Origin of the sequence: Mesorhizobium sp. C120A (assembly GCF_030323105.1) — a bacterium.
Lineage (GTDB): Bacteria > Pseudomonadota > Alphaproteobacteria > Rhizobiales > Rhizobiaceae > Mesorhizobium.
Genome location: NZ_CP100476.1, coordinates 88,750 through 104,017 on the forward strand (window position 1 = coordinate 88,750; position 15,268 = coordinate 104,017).

At 63.2% G+C, this 15,268-nt stretch carries 14 protein-coding genes; 7 read left to right on the top strand and 7 right to left on the bottom strand.

All coding sequences use genetic code 11. The features are described from left to right. Window positions 1–5: 5 nt before the first annotated feature. Together NL532_RS00465 and NL532_RS00470 are read right to left on the bottom strand one after the other, a co-directional pair. Window positions 6–929, bottom strand: a complete 924-nt coding sequence (locus NL532_RS00465; protein ID WP_023732497.1) for a DMT family transporter — start codon at window positions 927–929, stop codon at window positions 6–8. Between the two features lie 72 nt (window positions 930–1,001). Next, window positions 1,002–2,282, bottom strand: a complete 1,281-nt coding sequence (locus NL532_RS00470) for an amidohydrolase family protein (protein WP_023732498.1) — start codon at window positions 2,280–2,282, stop codon at window positions 1,002–1,004. Window positions 2,283–2,457: 175 nt separating this feature from the next. On the opposite strand from NL532_RS00470, the gene NL532_RS00475 reads away from it, so the two are divergent. Beyond that, a complete protein-coding gene (locus NL532_RS00475; RefSeq protein WP_023685110.1) occupies window positions 2,458–4,215 on the top strand; it encodes an ABC transporter ATP-binding protein in 1,758 nt (585 codons plus the stop codon). Window positions 4,216–4,281: 66 nt separating this feature from the next. On the opposite strand, the gene ilvD is transcribed toward NL532_RS00475, so the two are convergent. Then, window positions 4,282–6,126 (bottom strand): dihydroxy-acid dehydratase, encoded by a 1,845-nt coding sequence (gene ilvD, locus NL532_RS00480; protein WP_023692643.1) that lies wholly within the window; start codon window positions 6,124–6,126, stop codon window positions 4,282–4,284. A 260-nt stretch (window positions 6,127–6,386) separates the two neighbouring features. On the opposite strand from ilvD, the gene NL532_RS00485 reads away from it, so the two are divergent. After that, entirely contained in the window at window positions 6,387–6,857 is a 471-nt protein-coding gene (locus NL532_RS00485) for a VOC family protein (RefSeq protein WP_023672886.1), read from the top strand. Between the two features lie 178 nt (window positions 6,858–7,035). On the opposite strand, the gene NL532_RS00490 is transcribed toward NL532_RS00485, so the two are convergent. Then, window positions 7,036–8,628: a peptide chain release factor 3 gene (locus tag NL532_RS00490; RefSeq protein ID WP_023828563.1), complete on the bottom strand. Its 1,593-nt coding sequence runs from the start codon at window positions 8,626–8,628 to the stop codon at window positions 7,036–7,038. Window positions 8,629–8,768: 140 nt separating this feature from the next. Here NL532_RS00490 and NL532_RS00495 point away from each other — a divergent pair, with 140 nt between their 5' ends. After that, the gene (locus tag NL532_RS00495; RefSeq protein WP_023732499.1) at window positions 8,769–9,842 is read left to right on the top strand and encodes an NAD(P)/FAD-dependent oxidoreductase; all 1,074 of its coding nucleotides are present in this window, start codon (window positions 8,769–8,771) and stop codon (window positions 9,840–9,842) included. On the opposite strand, the gene NL532_RS00500 is transcribed toward NL532_RS00495, so the two are convergent. From NL532_RS00500 to NL532_RS00510, 3 genes are all read right to left on the bottom strand, one after another. Beyond that, complete coding sequence (locus tag NL532_RS00500) at window positions 9,836–11,209, bottom strand: amidase (protein ID WP_023828564.1); 1,374 nt, start codon at window positions 11,207–11,209, stop codon at window positions 9,836–9,838. The two genes, NL532_RS00495 and NL532_RS00500, sit on opposite strands and share 7 nt — an antisense overlap. A 155-nt stretch (window positions 11,210–11,364) precedes the next feature. Continuing rightward, a complete protein-coding gene (locus NL532_RS00505; RefSeq protein ID WP_023828565.1) occupies window positions 11,365–12,159 on the bottom strand; it encodes a class II glutamine amidotransferase in 795 nt (264 codons plus the stop codon). A gap of 15 nt (window positions 12,160–12,174) precedes the next feature. Beyond that, a complete protein-coding gene (locus NL532_RS00510; protein ID WP_023685117.1) occupies window positions 12,175–12,429 on the bottom strand; it encodes a DUF6356 family protein in 255 nt (84 codons plus the stop codon). A gap of 113 nt (window positions 12,430–12,542) precedes the next feature. Here NL532_RS00510 and NL532_RS00515 point away from each other — a divergent pair, with 113 nt between their 5' ends. The 4 genes from NL532_RS00515 (at window position 12,543) to NL532_RS00530 (ending at window position 15,240) form a co-directional block, all read left to right on the top strand. Then, on the top strand, window positions 12,543–13,013 hold the full coding sequence (locus tag NL532_RS00515; protein WP_023672880.1) for an Lrp/AsnC family transcriptional regulator: 471 nt from the start codon (window positions 12,543–12,545) through the stop codon (window positions 13,011–13,013). Between the two features lie 85 nt (window positions 13,014–13,098). Next, window positions 13,099–13,584 carry a dUTP diphosphatase gene (gene dut, locus NL532_RS00520; protein WP_023672879.1) on the top strand — a complete coding sequence of 162 codons (486 nt, stop codon included), beginning with the start codon at window positions 13,099–13,101 and terminating at the stop codon, window positions 13,582–13,584. Window position 13,585: 1 nt separating this feature from the next. Further along, complete coding sequence (locus NL532_RS00525; protein ID WP_023713561.1) at window positions 13,586–14,245, top strand: HAD family hydrolase; 660 nt, start codon at window positions 13,586–13,588, stop codon at window positions 14,243–14,245. A 176-nt stretch (window positions 14,246–14,421) separates the two neighbouring features. Then, on the top strand, window positions 14,422–15,240 hold the full coding sequence (locus NL532_RS00530) for a hypothetical protein (protein WP_245270185.1): 819 nt from the start codon (window positions 14,422–14,424) through the stop codon (window positions 15,238–15,240). Window positions 15,241–15,268: the final 28 nt, after the last annotated feature.

Sequence of the window (15,268 nt, forward strand, 5' to 3'; positions counted from 1 at the left end):
GGCGCTCAGTTCACGCCTTTCGGCACGTTCTCCGGCGGCACGACTGTTTCCACCACCTTCTGGCGGTGGAAGATGAACAGGCCGGCGAGCACGACGATGGCCGAGCCGATCAGGATGCGCGGTCCCGGCACGTCGCCGAAGAATGCCAGGCCGAAGATCACCGCCCATAGAAGCAGGCTGTAGTGCAGCGGCGCCAGCGTCGAGGCAGGGGCCAGTTTCAGCGCCCTGGTAATCATCAGATGCGCGCTGCAGGAGACGATGCCGAGCAGGAGCATGGCGCCGAAATCGAGTGCCGAGGGCGTCTGCCAGGCGCCTATGGTCATCACGCCGCCAACCAGCAGCGTGCCGATAGTCTGCCAGGTGACCAGCGTTGTGTCGCTGGTGCCGCGCAGGCGGCGGCTGAGGATGATGGCAAAGGCGAAGGCGAGGCTGCCGACCAGCGCGAACAGCGAGGACTGCGAAAACGCCGCCGAAGAGGGTTTCAAGATGATCAGCACGCCGCAGAAGCCGACCAGGATGGCGGCCCAGCGGCGCCAGCCGACCTTTTCGCCGAGCAGGAAATGCGACAGCGCCGCCACATAGATCGGCCCGGCCATGTAGAAGCTCATCACATCGGCCAGCGGCAGATAGACGACGGCCGCGTAAAACAAGGCTGTGTCCACCGTGGTCGCCAGCACGCGCAGAATCTGGAGGACCGGCCGCTCCATCTGGAACAGTCTGCCGGCGCCCTGGTTGGCGATCATCGGGCCGAGCACGATGAAGGCCCCGATCGATCGGATCAGCACCACCTGCCCCACCGAGAAGCTGGCGACCAGCCATTTGCCCATCGCGTCGTTCAGCGCGAACATGAAGTCGCCGGCCAGCATCAAGAGGATGCCGGCCAGAAGCGCGTTCCTGATAGTGAAGGTGCGGACGAGCGACTGGGCCATGCGGCTCCCTAGCTGCAAGCGGTCGCTTTGACGAGGCAAATCGGTAAGACCAGCGGCGGAAATCGGCTGTTTCTACGCAGTTTTGTGCCGCCGGTTCACCTGTCCGGGACGGCCGGCGATCGACAGCCGTGTCTCCTGTTTCGTGCGCTCGGCCACCACCTTGCCCCTGGCGACGACGCACAGCCGTTCGGCACGCAGCCTCAAGGCCTCGATCGGGTTGCCTGCATCGAGGATGACGAAGCTGGCGCGCTTGCCCACGGCAAGGCCGAGATGATCGAGGCCCATGATGGCGGCGTTGACATTGGTGACCATGTCGAAGCAGCGTGCCATGTCGGCAGGGCTCGACATCTGAGCGACGTGAAGCCCCATGAAGGCGACGTCGAGCATGTCGGCGGTGCCCAGCGAATACCAGGGGTCGAGAACGCAATCCTGGCCCCAACCGACTCGGATGCCGAGCGCCAGCATCTCCTTCACCCGGGTCATTCCGCGGCGTTTGGGAAACGTGTCGTGGCGGCCCTGCAGCATGATGTTGATCAGCGGATTGGGGATCGCCGACACACCGGCCTCGGCAATCAGCGGCAGCAGCTTGGAGACGTAGTAATTGTCCATCGAGTGCATTGAAGTCAGATGCGAGCCGGCTACCTTGCCCTGCAGGCCAAGGCGCTGCGTCTCATAGGCAAGCTGCTCGATGTGGCGCGACAACGGATCGTCGGTCTCGTCGCAATGCAGGTCGACCATCAGCCCGCGCTTCGCCGCGATTTCGCACAATTCGGTCACCGAGCGCGTGCCGTCGGCCATGGTGCGTTCGAAATGCGGGATGCCGCCGACGATGTCGACGCCCACGTCGAGCGCGCGCAGCGTGTTCTGCCGCGCCGTCGGCGAACGGTAGAAGCCATCCTGCGGGAAAGCGACCAGTTGCAGATCGATATAGGGCGCGACAATCTTCTTGACGTCGAGCAGCGCCTCGACCGCCAGCAGCCGGTCGTCGCAGACATCGACATGGGTACGGATGGCGAGCAGGCCCATCGAGACCGCCCAGTCGCAATAGGCGAGCGCCCGCTCGCGCACCGCGTCATGGGTCAAGAGCGGCTTCAGTTCGCCCCACAGCGAAATGCCTTCCAGCAGCGTGCCCGAAGCGTTGATGCGTGGAATGCCGTAGGACAGCGTCGCGTCCATATGGAAATGCGGATCGACGAAGGGCGGCGAGATCAGATTGCCACGGGCGTCGATCGCCGTGCCGGCGCTGACATGCAGTTCGGACTCGATGGCGACGATCGTCTCGCCGATGACGCCTAGGTCGGCGACGGTGCCGTCGGGCAGCGTTCCGCCGCGCACAACAAGATCGAAATCCATCTGTCGTCATCTCCCTGCAGATCAGTCGCCGCAATCGTGGCGCAAAAGACACCGTGCCGCAGCCGATTGTCTCCGCGACAGCGAAAGGTTCCATCCGGTCACAACTCGCTCTATAAGCCGCCTTTCGCCCCGGTGGCGAATCCGAAATTCGTCAGTCAGGCATGGGATCGGCCATTTGTTTCGCTTCTTCCGTTCGACGGAAAACCAGCGCCTTATCGCAAGGCTTTTGCGGGAATCCTTTCACGCACATAGATTTGGCTACGCTGCGGCCATTCTGTCGATGCTGGTGGTGGCGGCAACGACAGCAGCCAGCGCCTATATGCTGCGCGAAATCACCAATGAATTCGTGGTTTACAAGAGGATTGGGCAGGTCAATCTGATCGCGGCGGCGACCGGAGCGATTTTCATTCTCAAGGGCTTCGCAAACTTCATCCAGGCCTACTTCATGAGCAGGGTCGGCAATGCCATCATCGCCGACCGGCAGCGCAAGATCTATGACAGCATTCTCGCGCAAGGCATCGAATTCTATCATTCGACCTCTTCGTCCGAACTGATTTCGCGCATGACGAACAATGCCCAGGCCGCGCGCAGCGTGCTCGACCAAATCGTCACGTCCTATGTTCGCGATCTGGTGACGCTGGCTGCGCTGGTGGGTGTGATGGTCTGGCAGCAGCCGGCGCTGTCCCTCATCTGTCTGGTGATCGGGCCGATCGCCATTTACGGCGTCAATCGTATCCTGAAGCGCGTCCGAAAAATTGCCTCGCAAGAATTCCGTTCGCTCGGCCAGATCGTGCAGGTGATGCAGGAAACTGCGATCGGCGTGCGCGTCGTCAAATCCTTCGGCCTCGAAGGCGCCATGCGCAAGCGCATGTACAAGGCCGTGTCGGACGTGGAGAGCCGCGCCAACAACATCGCCACGCTGGAGGCCGCCACCAGCCCGGTTATGGAAACGCTTGCGGGGCTGGCCATCGCTGGCGCCGTTTTTGTCAGCGGCTTCCTGGTTCTGGGCGGCGGCGGTCAGATGCCGGGCAACATCATGGCCTTCATCGCGGCGCTGCTGTTGGCCTATGAGCCGGCCAAGCGCCTGGCCCGCGTACGCATCTCGCTTGAAACCGGCATTGTCGGCGTGCGCATGATGTTCCAGCTCGCCGACCGGCCGCTGACGCTGGCCGAAAAGCCGGATGCAAAGCCGCTGCGGGCCGGGCCGGGCGAGATCCATTTCGACAATGTCAGCTTCGCCTACCCCGAAAGCGCGCCGGTGTTCGAGGGACTGGACCTGACGCTTGCCGCCGGCAAGATGACGGCGCTGGTCGGACCCTCGGGCAGCGGCAAGTCGACCATCCTCAACCTGATCATGCGCATGTACGACCCGCAGAGCGGCAGGGTGATGTTCGACGGGCAGGACATTTCTTGTGCCACGCTCACCTCGGTCAGGGAAAAGATCGCCTATGTCAGCCAGGACACGTTCCTGTTTGCCGGCACGATCATGCACAACATCAGGCTCGGGCGCGAGGGCGCCACGGACGAGGAAGTGATGGCCGCCGCAAGGGCCGCCAATGCACATGACTTCATCAGCGCCCAGGCGAAAGGCTACGACACGGATGTCGGCGAGAATGGCGCGCTGCTGTCAGGCGGCCAGCGCCAGCGCATCTCGATCGCACGCGCCATGCTACGCAATGCCGAAATCCTGCTTCTGGACGAGGCGACCAGCGCACTCGACGCCGAATCCGAGGCGCTGTTCCGCGACGCGCTGCAGCAGCTGACGGTCGGGCGCACCACCATCGTCATTGCCCACCGCCTGTCGACCGTGCACCAGGCCGACACGATCGTGGTGCTGGAGGCCGGCAAGGTGGTGGAAAGCGGCGCGCATCGCACGCTGCTCAACCAGGGCGGCCTGTATCAGAAGCTTTATGAATATCAGCTGATGCCGTGAGCTTTACCCTCCCCCTTGTGGGGAGGGTCGCTGCGCAGCAGCGGGGTGGGGGTCGGCGCCGCACCCTCACTCCGGCACGTGCCGCACCGCGCCCTTGTCGGCGCTGGTGGCGAAGGCGGCGTAAGCGCGCAGCGCGGTCGTCACCTTGCGCTTGCGCTTTTCCTCGGGCTTCCAGGCCATGGCGCCCTTCGCCTCCATGGCCGCGCGGCGCGCGTCGAGTTCAGCGTCGCTGACAGCAAGCCGGATCGTGCGGTTGGGGATGTCGATCTCGATCGTATCGCCTTCCTGCACCAGTCCGATCGTGCCGCCTTCCGCTGCTTCGGGCGAGGCATGGCCGATCGACAGGCCTGATGTGCCGCCGGAGAAGCGGCCGTCGGTGACCAGCGCGCAGGCCTTGCCGAGGCCTTTCGACTTTAGATAGCTCGTGGGGTAGAGCATTTCCTGCATGCCGGGACCGCCGCGCGGTCCTTCATAGCGGATGACGACGACATCGCCGGCCTTGATTTCGTTGGACAGGATCGCCTTCACGGAAGCGTCCTGGCTTTCGAACACGCGGGCCGGGCCGGTGAACTTCAGGATCGACTCGTCGACGCCGGCCGTCTTCACGATGCAGCCGTCGAGCGCCAGATTGCCTTTCAGCACGGCAAGGCCGCCGTCTTTCGAGAACGGCGTCTCGGCTGAGCGGATGACGCCCTTCTCGCGGTCGAGGTCGAGCTCGTCCCAGCGGCGGTCCTGGCTGAAGGCGACCTGTGTCGGCACGCCACCCGGAGCGGCGAGAAAGAAGTCGCGGACGCTCTGGCTCGAGGTGCGGGAGATGTCCCAATGGTCGAGCGCTTCGCCGAGGCTCGCCGTATGCACCGTGGGCAGGTTGCGGTTGAGCAGCCCGGCATTGTCGAGCTGGCCGAGGATCGCCATGATGCCGCCGGCGCGGTGGACGTCTTCCATATGCACGTCGGACTTGGCCGGTGCGACCTTGCATAGCACCGGAACCCGCCGTGACAGCCGGTCGATGTCTTCCATGGTGAAGTCGACTTCTCCCTCGTGCGCGGCGGCAAGGATGTGCAGCACGGTATTGGTCGAGCCGCCCATGGCGATGTCGAGCGTCATGGCGTTCTCGAAGGCGCCCTTCGAGGCGATGCTGCGCGGCAGCGCCGACTCATCATCCTGCTCGTAGTAGCGCTGGGCGAGATCGACGATAAGGTGACCCGCCTCGACGAACAGCCGCTTGCGGTCGGCGTGGGTTGCCAGCGTCGAGCCGTTGCCGGGTAGCGACAGGCCGAGCGCCTCGGTCAGGCAATTCATCGAATTGGCGGTGAACATGCCGGAGCACGAGCCGCAGGTCGGGCAGGCCGAGCGTTCGATGACCTTGACGTCCTCGTCGGAGATCTTGTCGTCGGCGGCGGCAACCATGGCGTCGACCAGGTCGAGCGCTTGTGTCTTGCCGGCGAGCACCACCTTGCCGGCTTCCATCGGCCCCCCGGAGACGAAGACGCTTGGGATATTGAGGCGCAAGGAGGCCATCAGCATGCCGGGCGTGATCTTGTCGCAATTGGAGATGCAGACCATGGCATCGGCGCAATGCGCGTTGACCATATATTCGACCGAGTCCGCGATCAGCTCGCGCGACGGCAGCGAATAGAGCATGCCGTCATGGCCCATGGCGATGCCGTCATCGACGGCGATGGTGTTGAATTCCTTGGCGACGCCGCCGGCCTTCTCGATCTCGCGCGCCACCAGCTGGCCAAGGTCTTTCAGATGGACATGACCCGGCACGAACTGGGTGAAGGAATTGACCACCGCGATGATCGGCTTGCCGAAATCCGAATCCTTCATGCCGGTGGCGCGCCACAGGCCGCGGGCGCCGGCCATGTTGCGGCCGTGGGTGGTGGTGCGGGAGCGATAGGCAGGCATGAATTTTCCTTGGCTGGCTGGCTGCGCCCGGTGCGGAGCGGAACTTGGATCGCAGGGTTTATAGACCGGCAAGTATGGTCTGGCCACTTTTTTGCAATGCGCCAGAGTCTCGCTGAAAATCAGGGTTTCGAAAAAGATTGCCGGCCAGTGTCGGATCGCTAGCCCGGCATCCGTCCTTGGACGACGGCAAGGGAATGGCACCATTTCTATAAGTCAGCAGCTTCACCTGTAACCGCAACCAAACACCCGAGGAGCATGACATGCAAAAGATCACCACCTGCCTGTGGTTCGATGGCCAGGCCGAAGAGGCGATGAATTTCTACGTCTCCATCTTCAAGAATTCGAAGGTGCTGAGCGTGCTGCGTTGGCCCGAAGGCCATGCCGATGCCGGCAAGGCGCTGGTGACCACGTTCGAACTCGACGGCGTGCAGTTCCAGGCACTCAACGGCGGACCGCAATTCAAGTTCAACGAGGCGATGTCACAGTCGATCGACTGCAAGACCCAGGAAGAGGTCGATTATTTCTGGGACAAGCTCATCGAAGGCGGCGGCGAACCGTCGCAATGCAGCTGGCTGAAGGACAAGTTCGGCGTCTCTTGGCAAGTCGTGCCGGAGCAACTGCCGCGCCTGCTTCTGGATCCGGACCGGGCCAAGGCCGGGCGGGTGATGTCGGCGATGATGCAGATGAGCAAGATCGATATTGCGAAGATCGAGGAAGCTGCGGAGGGGTGAGAAGGGGTCCGCGTAGCGGACGAAAAGCCAATTGCTTGGCTTTTCGGCTTCGAACGCCCTGAGCCATGCGAAGGGCCGGCGCGCGTTGGAGCCAATTGACCCTTCAACGTCGGCGCTGCCCCTCATCCGCCCTTCGGGCACCTTCTCCGCGTAAGCGGGCAGAAGGAAAAGGGGCGCCTTACGCCGCCTTGTCGCGGACCTGGTAGTCCTTGATGGTGGCGAAGCGGATCGCCCTCCAGCGTTCGGCTTCGTAGTTCAGCGAGAAGGCGTTTTGGGCCAGAAACACCGGGTCGTTGTCGAGATCACGGGCGATGTCGCCGCGATGCGCCTCAATGAAGCGAAGCGTCTCGGCCTTGTCGTCGGCAGAGATCCAGCGGCAGACCGAGAAGCGCGACATCTCGAATTCGACCGGCAGCGTGTATTCGAAATTCAACCTTTCCTTCAAGACGTCGAGCTGCAGCGCGCCGACAACGCCGACGATGGCCGGCGAGCCGTCTTCCGGCGAAAACAGCTGCACGACGCCTTCCTCGGCCATCTGGTGCAGCGCTTCCTTGAGTTTTTTCGCCTTCATCGCGTCGCCGAGGCGCACACGGCGCAGGATTTCCGGCGCGAAGTTAGGTACGCCGCGGAACAGTATCTCCTCGCCTTCGGTCAGCGTGTCGCCAATGCGCAGCGTGCCGTGGTTGGGGATGCCGACGACATCGCCGGCAAACGCTTCGTCGGCGGTGACGCGGGTGCGGGCAAAGAAGAATTGCGGCGCCGACAGGCTCATCGGCTTGCCGGTGCGCACCAATTTCGCCTTCATGCCGCGCTCGAGCTTGCCCGAACAGACGCGCACGAAGGCGATGCGGTCGCGATGGTTGGGGTCCATATTGGCCTGGATCTTGAACACGAAGGACGTCATCTTCTCCTCCGTCGCCTCGACCTTGCGGGTGTCTGCGTCCTGCGCACGCGGCGGCGGGCCGAAGGCACCGAGCGCCTCGATCAGGTCGAGCACGCCGTAATTGCGCAGCGCCGAGCCGAAATAGACCGGCGTCAGATGGCCCTCACGGAACGCGACAATATCAAGAGGTCGGCAGGCCTCGCGCGCGAGTTCCAGCTCCTCGATGAAGGCTTCGCGCTCGTTTTCCGGCAGCAGGCCGGCGACGCGGTTGGAGTCGGGGCCGTTGACCGGCGTGCGGTCTTTCTCGGCATCGCCCCTGCGCACAGCGTTGAGCGCCAGGTGGTAGGTGCCGGCAAAAGTCTTGCCGCGGCCGATCGGCCAGGTGATGGGGGCAGTGTCCAGCGCCAGCTTCTGCTCGATCTCGTCCAAAATCTCGAAGGGGTCGCGGCTTTCGCGGTCCATCTTGTTGATGAAGGTGATGATGGGGATATCGCGCAGCCGGCAGACCTCGAACAGCTTCAGCGTGCGCGGCTCGATGCCCTTGGCGGCGTCGATGACCATGACGGCCGAGTCCACCGCCGACAGCGTGCGGTAGGTGTCGTCGGCAAAATCCTCGTGGCCGGGCGTATCGAGCAGGTTGAAGACATTGTCCTCGTATTCGAAGGTCATCACCGAGGTGACGACCGAAATGCCGCGCTCGCGCTCGATCTTCATCCAGTCGGACCGCGTCTGGATGCGGTCCTTCTTGGCCTTGACCTCGCCCGCAAGCTGGATGGCGCCGCCGAACAGCAGCAGCTTTTCGGTGAGCGTCGTCTTGCCGGCGTCTGGGTGGGCGATGATCGCGAAAGTGCGGCGGCGCGATACCGCCTGTTCGATGTCTTCTGCCAATTTCTGGAATCCTGTCTGTGGCGCCGGCTTCTAGCAGCGCATTGCTGGCCTGTCGACAGTTTCGGGCCGGCAGGCCTCGACCGCCCTTGAGCTTAACCCGCTGTGGTGGCATCAGAGGAGCCCATTCTGAGAGGTCCGGTATGAGCAGCGCTAAGGAAGTCATCGTCATCGGCGCCGGCATTATCGGCGCTTCCATCGCCTGGCACCTGACCAAGGCTGGCGCGCGGGTGACGGTGGTTTCGGAGAGCGGCGCCGGTGGCGTCGCGACGCCCAATTCCTTTGCCTGGATCAACGCCAGCTGGGGTAACCCCGAAACCTATTTCCGGCTGCGCACCCGCGCCATGGCCGAGTGGAAGCGGCTGGCAGACGAGTTGCCTGGACTGCCGCTCGCCTGGTGCGGCGGCTTGTGCTGGGATTTGCCGGCCGACCGGCTCGAAGCCTACGCGGCCAAGCATTCGGCCTGGGGCTACGGCATCGAGCGCGTTGACGCCAAGCGAGCCGCGCAGATCGAGCCCAAACTGGTCGAGCCGCCTGAATTCGCGGTTTATGTCGCGGAGGAAGGCGTGGCCGAACCGGTTGCGGCGGCCAAGGCGCTGCTGGCCGATGCAGAACGGCGCGGCGCGCGCATTCTTTCCAGTTCTGTAACCGCACTTGTCCAGACCGATGGCAGGATTGCCGGTGTCGATACATCGCATGGGCTGATGGCAGCCGACGAGGTGGTGATCGCAGCCGGTGTCGGGGCGCCCGATATTGCCGCTACCGCCGGCATCAAGCTGCCGATCGAGACGCCGCCCGGTCTGATCGTCCACTCGCAGCCCTACAAGAAGCTCCTCAACGGGCTGGTGCATGCCGAAAAGCTGCATATGCGCCAGACGGCGGAGGGCCGCATCATCGCCGGCTCGGATTTCGCGGGGAGCGATCCCGGTGAGAATCCCGACGCCACGGCGCGCGAGCTGTTTGCAGCAATGAAGGCGGCTTTGCGCGGCGCCGACGAACTGGAATTTGATTTCCACACGGTTGGCTACCGGCCGACGCCGATCGACGGCTTTCCGATCATCGGCCGCGCCGAGGGCACGGAAGGTCTCTATGTCGCCGTCATGCATTCCGGCATAACGCTGGCGCCGGCGGTCGGGCTGTTCGCCACGCGCGAAATTCTCGACGGCGAGCGTGATCCGCTGCTGACGCCTTATGGGTTGGGTCGGTTTGCTCAGTAGCCCGGCGGACGCTTGAAGCCGCCGGTCAGCGCTTCGATCGCCTTGGCGATGCCGAGCAGCCGCGATTCCGACCAGCGCTTGCCGACCAGTTGCAGGCCGATAGGCAGGCCGTCGCGGTCTTGCCCGCAGGGCAGCGAGAGTGCCGGATGGCCGGAATAATTGAAGACCGCGCCATAGGCCGGTAGCATCCAATAGCTTTGCTCCTTGCCGTCGACTTCGATCGGCGTGCCGGGCTCACAATGCGCGAAGGCCGTGGTCATGGCGACCGGACACAGCAAGGCATCGCAGGTCTCGAAGAACCTGTCCCAGGCCAGGATCGAGCGGTCGCGGCGAGCGAGCGCCTCGAACCAATTGGTGATCGGCGTTGACTGCTTCGGCGGTTCGGGCTGCGCTGCCTCCAGCATCATGCCGATCAGATCGCCGCCCTGCTTCAGATCGTCATGCAGATCGAGCTTCGGCAAGTTCGCTTCTTCCACAATCACCCCTACTGATTGCAACCGCTTGGCCAGGCTTTCGACTGCGGTAGCGATTTTGCCAGCCACCGGAAAGCCGGGGAAGGACGGCGCGAAGGCGATGCGCAATGTCTTGAGGTCGAGCCTGGGCATGGCCTCTACGGGCACCGGCCCGAGGTCCGTGTCTGCTCCGTCCGGGCCGGCGATGATTTTGTAGATCAGCGCAAGATCGTCCACGCTGCGCGCCAGCGGACCGAGGCAGGACATCAAGCGGACGCTGCGCGCCGCGCCGTTCGGATCGGGGAAGGCGCCGGCCAGGGACACGCGGTGCTCGGTCGGTTTCAACCCGCAGACACCGCAAAAAGCCGACGGCAGGCGGATCGAATCCTGCATGTCGGTGCCGACATCGAACGGCGTCATGCCGGTCGCCACCGCTGCCGCTGCGCCACCGCTGGACCCGCCTGACGTGCGCGAGCGGTTCCACGGATTGCTGGTGCGACCGAACAGCGGATTGTCCGATTGCCAGTCGCCCAGCATCGTCGCGACATTGGTCTTTCCAATCAGGATGCCGCCTGCTGCTTTCAATCGGGCGACGACCGGACTGTCTGCCTTTGCCACATAGTCGGCGAATGGTGCGAAACCAACCGTGGTCTTCATATCAGCGGTTTGGTGCATGTCCTTCAACGTGAAAGGCACGCCATGCAGCGGTCCGAGCCCATCGCCGCGCGCCTGCACCGCGTCGGCCTGTTTCGCGCGCTCGCGGGCGCCTTCCCGCTCGAGATTGACGACCGCGTTGACCGCCTCGTTATGCAGGTCAATCTGCGCCAGTTGCGCGTCTAGCGCCTCAACGGCGGAGATTTTTCGCGCCGCAATCGTGGTAGCGAGGTCGACGGTCGAGGAGAAGACTAGGTCCATGGCGAATGCTCCGGCAGTCGGCGCCTTCGCCAAATGGCAGGCGCGGCTTGAAGTGAGTTCAGCATTTCTAGGACAGGGAACGCTTGATCGTAATTGCGCTGACCGGTTCGGTTGAGGGGGGCGCGAAGGAATGCGGCCTACCCTGTTTCCTTCGATCAGCCCACCAGCGCGAGCTTCGCAGTTGCCGGCACGAACGGCCGAATAACCATCCCATCGCCGCTGATCGTGACAAAACTCGCGGGCGGGATGGCCTGCCATTCCCCGCCCTCGCGATCGAAAGGCTCCGACACGATGCAACGGCCGGCATTGCGCACCGACGTGTACAGCGTCGGCGCGTGATCGTCGCTGGCATAGCGCACGGCATACAGCGCCTTTCCATCCGAAAAGGCCGCAGTCAGTTTCAAGGCTGGCTCCAGACCGGCGCGGCGCGATGCCTCGATGACGCGGGCGGTGGCGCGCGATACTGCCCCTTGCGGGTCGCCAGCAAGACCCTCGTCGATCATCAGCAGGAAAAACAATTCGGAATCGGTGGTGCCCTCGCGCTGGTCGAAGACGGCGTCAGAGAGCGAGTTCTCCAGCGCGCGGCGGATCTTTTCGAAGCCGCCGATCTGGCCGTTGTGCATGAACGACCAGTTGCCGGAGATGAAGGGATGGCAGTTCATGCGGCTGGTGGCGCCGCCGGTCGACGCCCTGACATGGGCGAGGAACAGGCCGGATTTGATCTGCCGGCATAGGCTTTTCAGATTGGGATCCGACCAGGCCGGCAGGATGTCGCGGTAGAGGCCGGGCTCGGGCCGGTCGCCATACCAGGCAAGGCCGAAACCGTCGCCATTGGTCGGCGACTTGGCTTCCTGGGCGCAATGGCTCTGGGCGATCAGCGAGTGGCAAGGTGCGGTGACGACGTCTTCGAGGAAGACCGCTTCACCCAGATAGGCCGCCCATCGGCACATGGCTTCTAACCAATCCTAGGCGCGATCCAAGAGAGCCTGGGGCTCCTTGACCGCGTGCGAGCCTCTGTTGTGCGTCCGCTCGTAGAGTTCGCGAACGATTCGGCTTGCCGTAGTTTCGAAGAGAAACGGCAAGAAAGCGTGAACGAGTGCCGCACCAGCGGCCATCAGGAGGCGCGAGCAGAACCAGGCGGCAAAGGCCATATGGCTGAAATAGGTCTCGCCCACCTTGGCCGGGTGAGAGGTGAACAGCTTCGAAAACAGCGTCGTCATGGTGATCCCTCCTGCCGGGATAAGCCCCGATGTGGGTATCCTGCCACGGGGTAAAGGTTCATCGGTCTCAATTTGTCCTTGTCTAACGCCGTGGTTCGGGACATTCATCCCACATGGCGCTTGAATTTGATGAAATCGACCGAAGATTGCTGGCCGAGCTGCAACGCGACGGCACACTATCGGTCGATCAGCTCTCCGAAAAAGTGTCGCTGTCGCGCAACGCCTGCTGGCGCCGGGTCAAGCGGCTGGAAGAGGACGGCGTCATCACCGGACGGGTGGCGCTGGTCGATGCCGACAAGCTCGGGCTCGGACTTTCGGTGTTCATCCTGATCCGCACCTCCAATCATGACCCGGACTGGCTGCAGAAGTTCCGTGCGGCGGTGACCGGTTTTCCCGAGATCACCGGGGTCTATCGCATGTCCGGCGATCTCGACTACGTGCTGCGCGCCCGCGTCGCTGACATGAAGGCCTATGACCGGCTCTATCAGCGGCTGATCGCCAAGGTGGCGCTGTCGGACGTTTCGGCCTCCTTCGTCATGGAGGAGATCAAGGAGACGACCGTCGTTCCGATGGAATTGCGCTAGGTCACACTGACGCCTGAAAGAAAGCCGTTGATAGGCCTGCGGACGAGTTGACCGAATCGCCGTTCGCGCCGATAGGATCGATTTTATGCGCGCAGCCTTCCAAAATTCCTCCGTCATTGGTCCCACTGTCGGCTTCGTCAGGTTGCCGCATGGAGATGGACTTCCCCTTCCCGCCTATGAAAGCACCGGCGCCGCCGGCATGGATCTGCGCGCCGCGGTGCCGGAAGACCGGCCGCTGCTGATCCTGCCTGGCAAGCGCGCCTTGGTGCCGACCGGTCTGATCCTGGAAATTCCCGAAGGAATGGAAGGCCAGGTGCGGCCGCGCTCCGGCCTTGCCTTCAAGCATGGGCTGACCGTCCTCAATTCACCGGGCACGGTCGACAGCGACTATCGCGGCGAGGTCAAGGTGCTGCTGATCAACCTTGGCGACGAGGATTTCGCGGTGACGCGCGGCATGCGCATTGCCCAGATCGTCTTTGCCGCGGTGACGCAGGTGACGGTTGAGGAGCGCTCGCTGGCCGGCGCCACGACGCGCGGCGCGGGCGGGTTCGGATCGACCGGCACCGCCTGAAATGAGCATACCGAAACTGGTCATCTTCGACTGCGACGGCATCCTGGTCGACACCGAGAACCTTGCCAACCGGCGGCTTGCCGAGTGGTTTGTTGCCGCCGGTTATCCCACCACATTCGAATATTGCCGCAAATATTTTTCCGGCCGCAGCATGGCTTCGGTGCAGAAGGAAATCGAAGAGACGACCACGGTGCGGCTCGGCGCCGATTTCGTCGATCGCTGGAATGCCGGCCTGCCCGATCTGTTTGCGCATGGCGTCGAGGCGATCCCCTATGTGCGCGACTTCATCGAGGCGGTTCGCGCGGCCGGCATTCCCTATTGCGTCGCCACTTCCGCGCGTATCTCGAAGATGCACATCACGCTCGGCCAGACCGGGCTGCTGCCGCTGTTCGAGCATGGCATGTTCTCTTCGACCATGGTCAGCCGCGGCAAGCCGTTCCCGGACCTGTTCCTGCATGCGGCAAAGACCATGGGCTTTGTGCCCGCCGACTGCATCGTCATCGAGGACAGCGTTGCCGGCACGCAGGCCGGCATTGCCGCCGGCATGCGTGTCTATTCCTATCATGGCGATCCCTATTCCGACCGCGATGGCCTGGCCAGCGCCGGCGGCGTCCTGTTCGACGACATGCGCGAACTTGCCGGGCTGGTGCCGATCCACTGAAGCTGTGTTAGGTTCCGCGCGGCCAGCCTGAGGCGCCCATGCCAACGAACCTGCTTCGCTCCATCCTAAAGCGTTTCACCGTTTCATGGAAACGGCGAACCGCTCTATCTTTTTGTTTTGTCGCAATTTCCGGCCGGAAAACCGCACACACTTTTCCTGAAATTGCTCTAGCGCTTGTGCTGCTGCCGTGGCTTTGGACCGCAGCCGGCGCGCAAGCCGTCAGCTTCCCGGAATTCGGCAGCGCCATCCCCGGCCACATGGATGTGACCTATCTGGACCTCGCAAGGATGGTCATTCCCGGCCTCGCAGGTAACAGCAACGGTTTCTACCGGGGTGGATTGCCGATCGAGATGCGCCACATCGAGGGACCGGATGGCGGCGGTTCGCCGCCTGAGACATCGGGCCTCTCCAACGCCGGCGTGCTCGCCATCAAGGCCGGGGGCAAGGACCGGCTGGCGATGCTCTACGACCTCGGCGACTCTCCCGACAGCGCCGAAGGCTATGCCGTGCTGGCGCTCTACGACATCACAGACAAGCCGAAGCTGCTCGACGCCGTCAATGTCGCGCTCGACCGCGGCACCTATTTCCGTGAACCGGGCAAGCTTTCCGTTGGGCCGAACGACGACATCGTGATCACCATGAGCGCGCATTTCAATTCAAGCCAAAACTACGCAATCACGCCGCTGATCATGGTGCGCGACGACAAATTCCAACTGATCGACATGATCTTCACCTTCGATGAGAACCTGTGCGCCTACAGCCGCAAGCAGGACGTTGCTTTCCAGACGATCGCTGACGGACAGCCTTATGCCGCGGTCAAAGTGACGGTGACCGACGCCACGGTGCTCAACGGCGAGAGCTGCGACGGCCAGCCGCCCAAGCCTGAAGCCCACGCAATTTCCGTTATCTATCATTGGGACAAGAAGACATTGCACTACGTCAAGGATTCCGATGCGCTGGACAAATTGGCAGGAGAGAACGCCAAACGCTTCTGAGCCAACCGCATTCGTTTGCTCGGTGCAT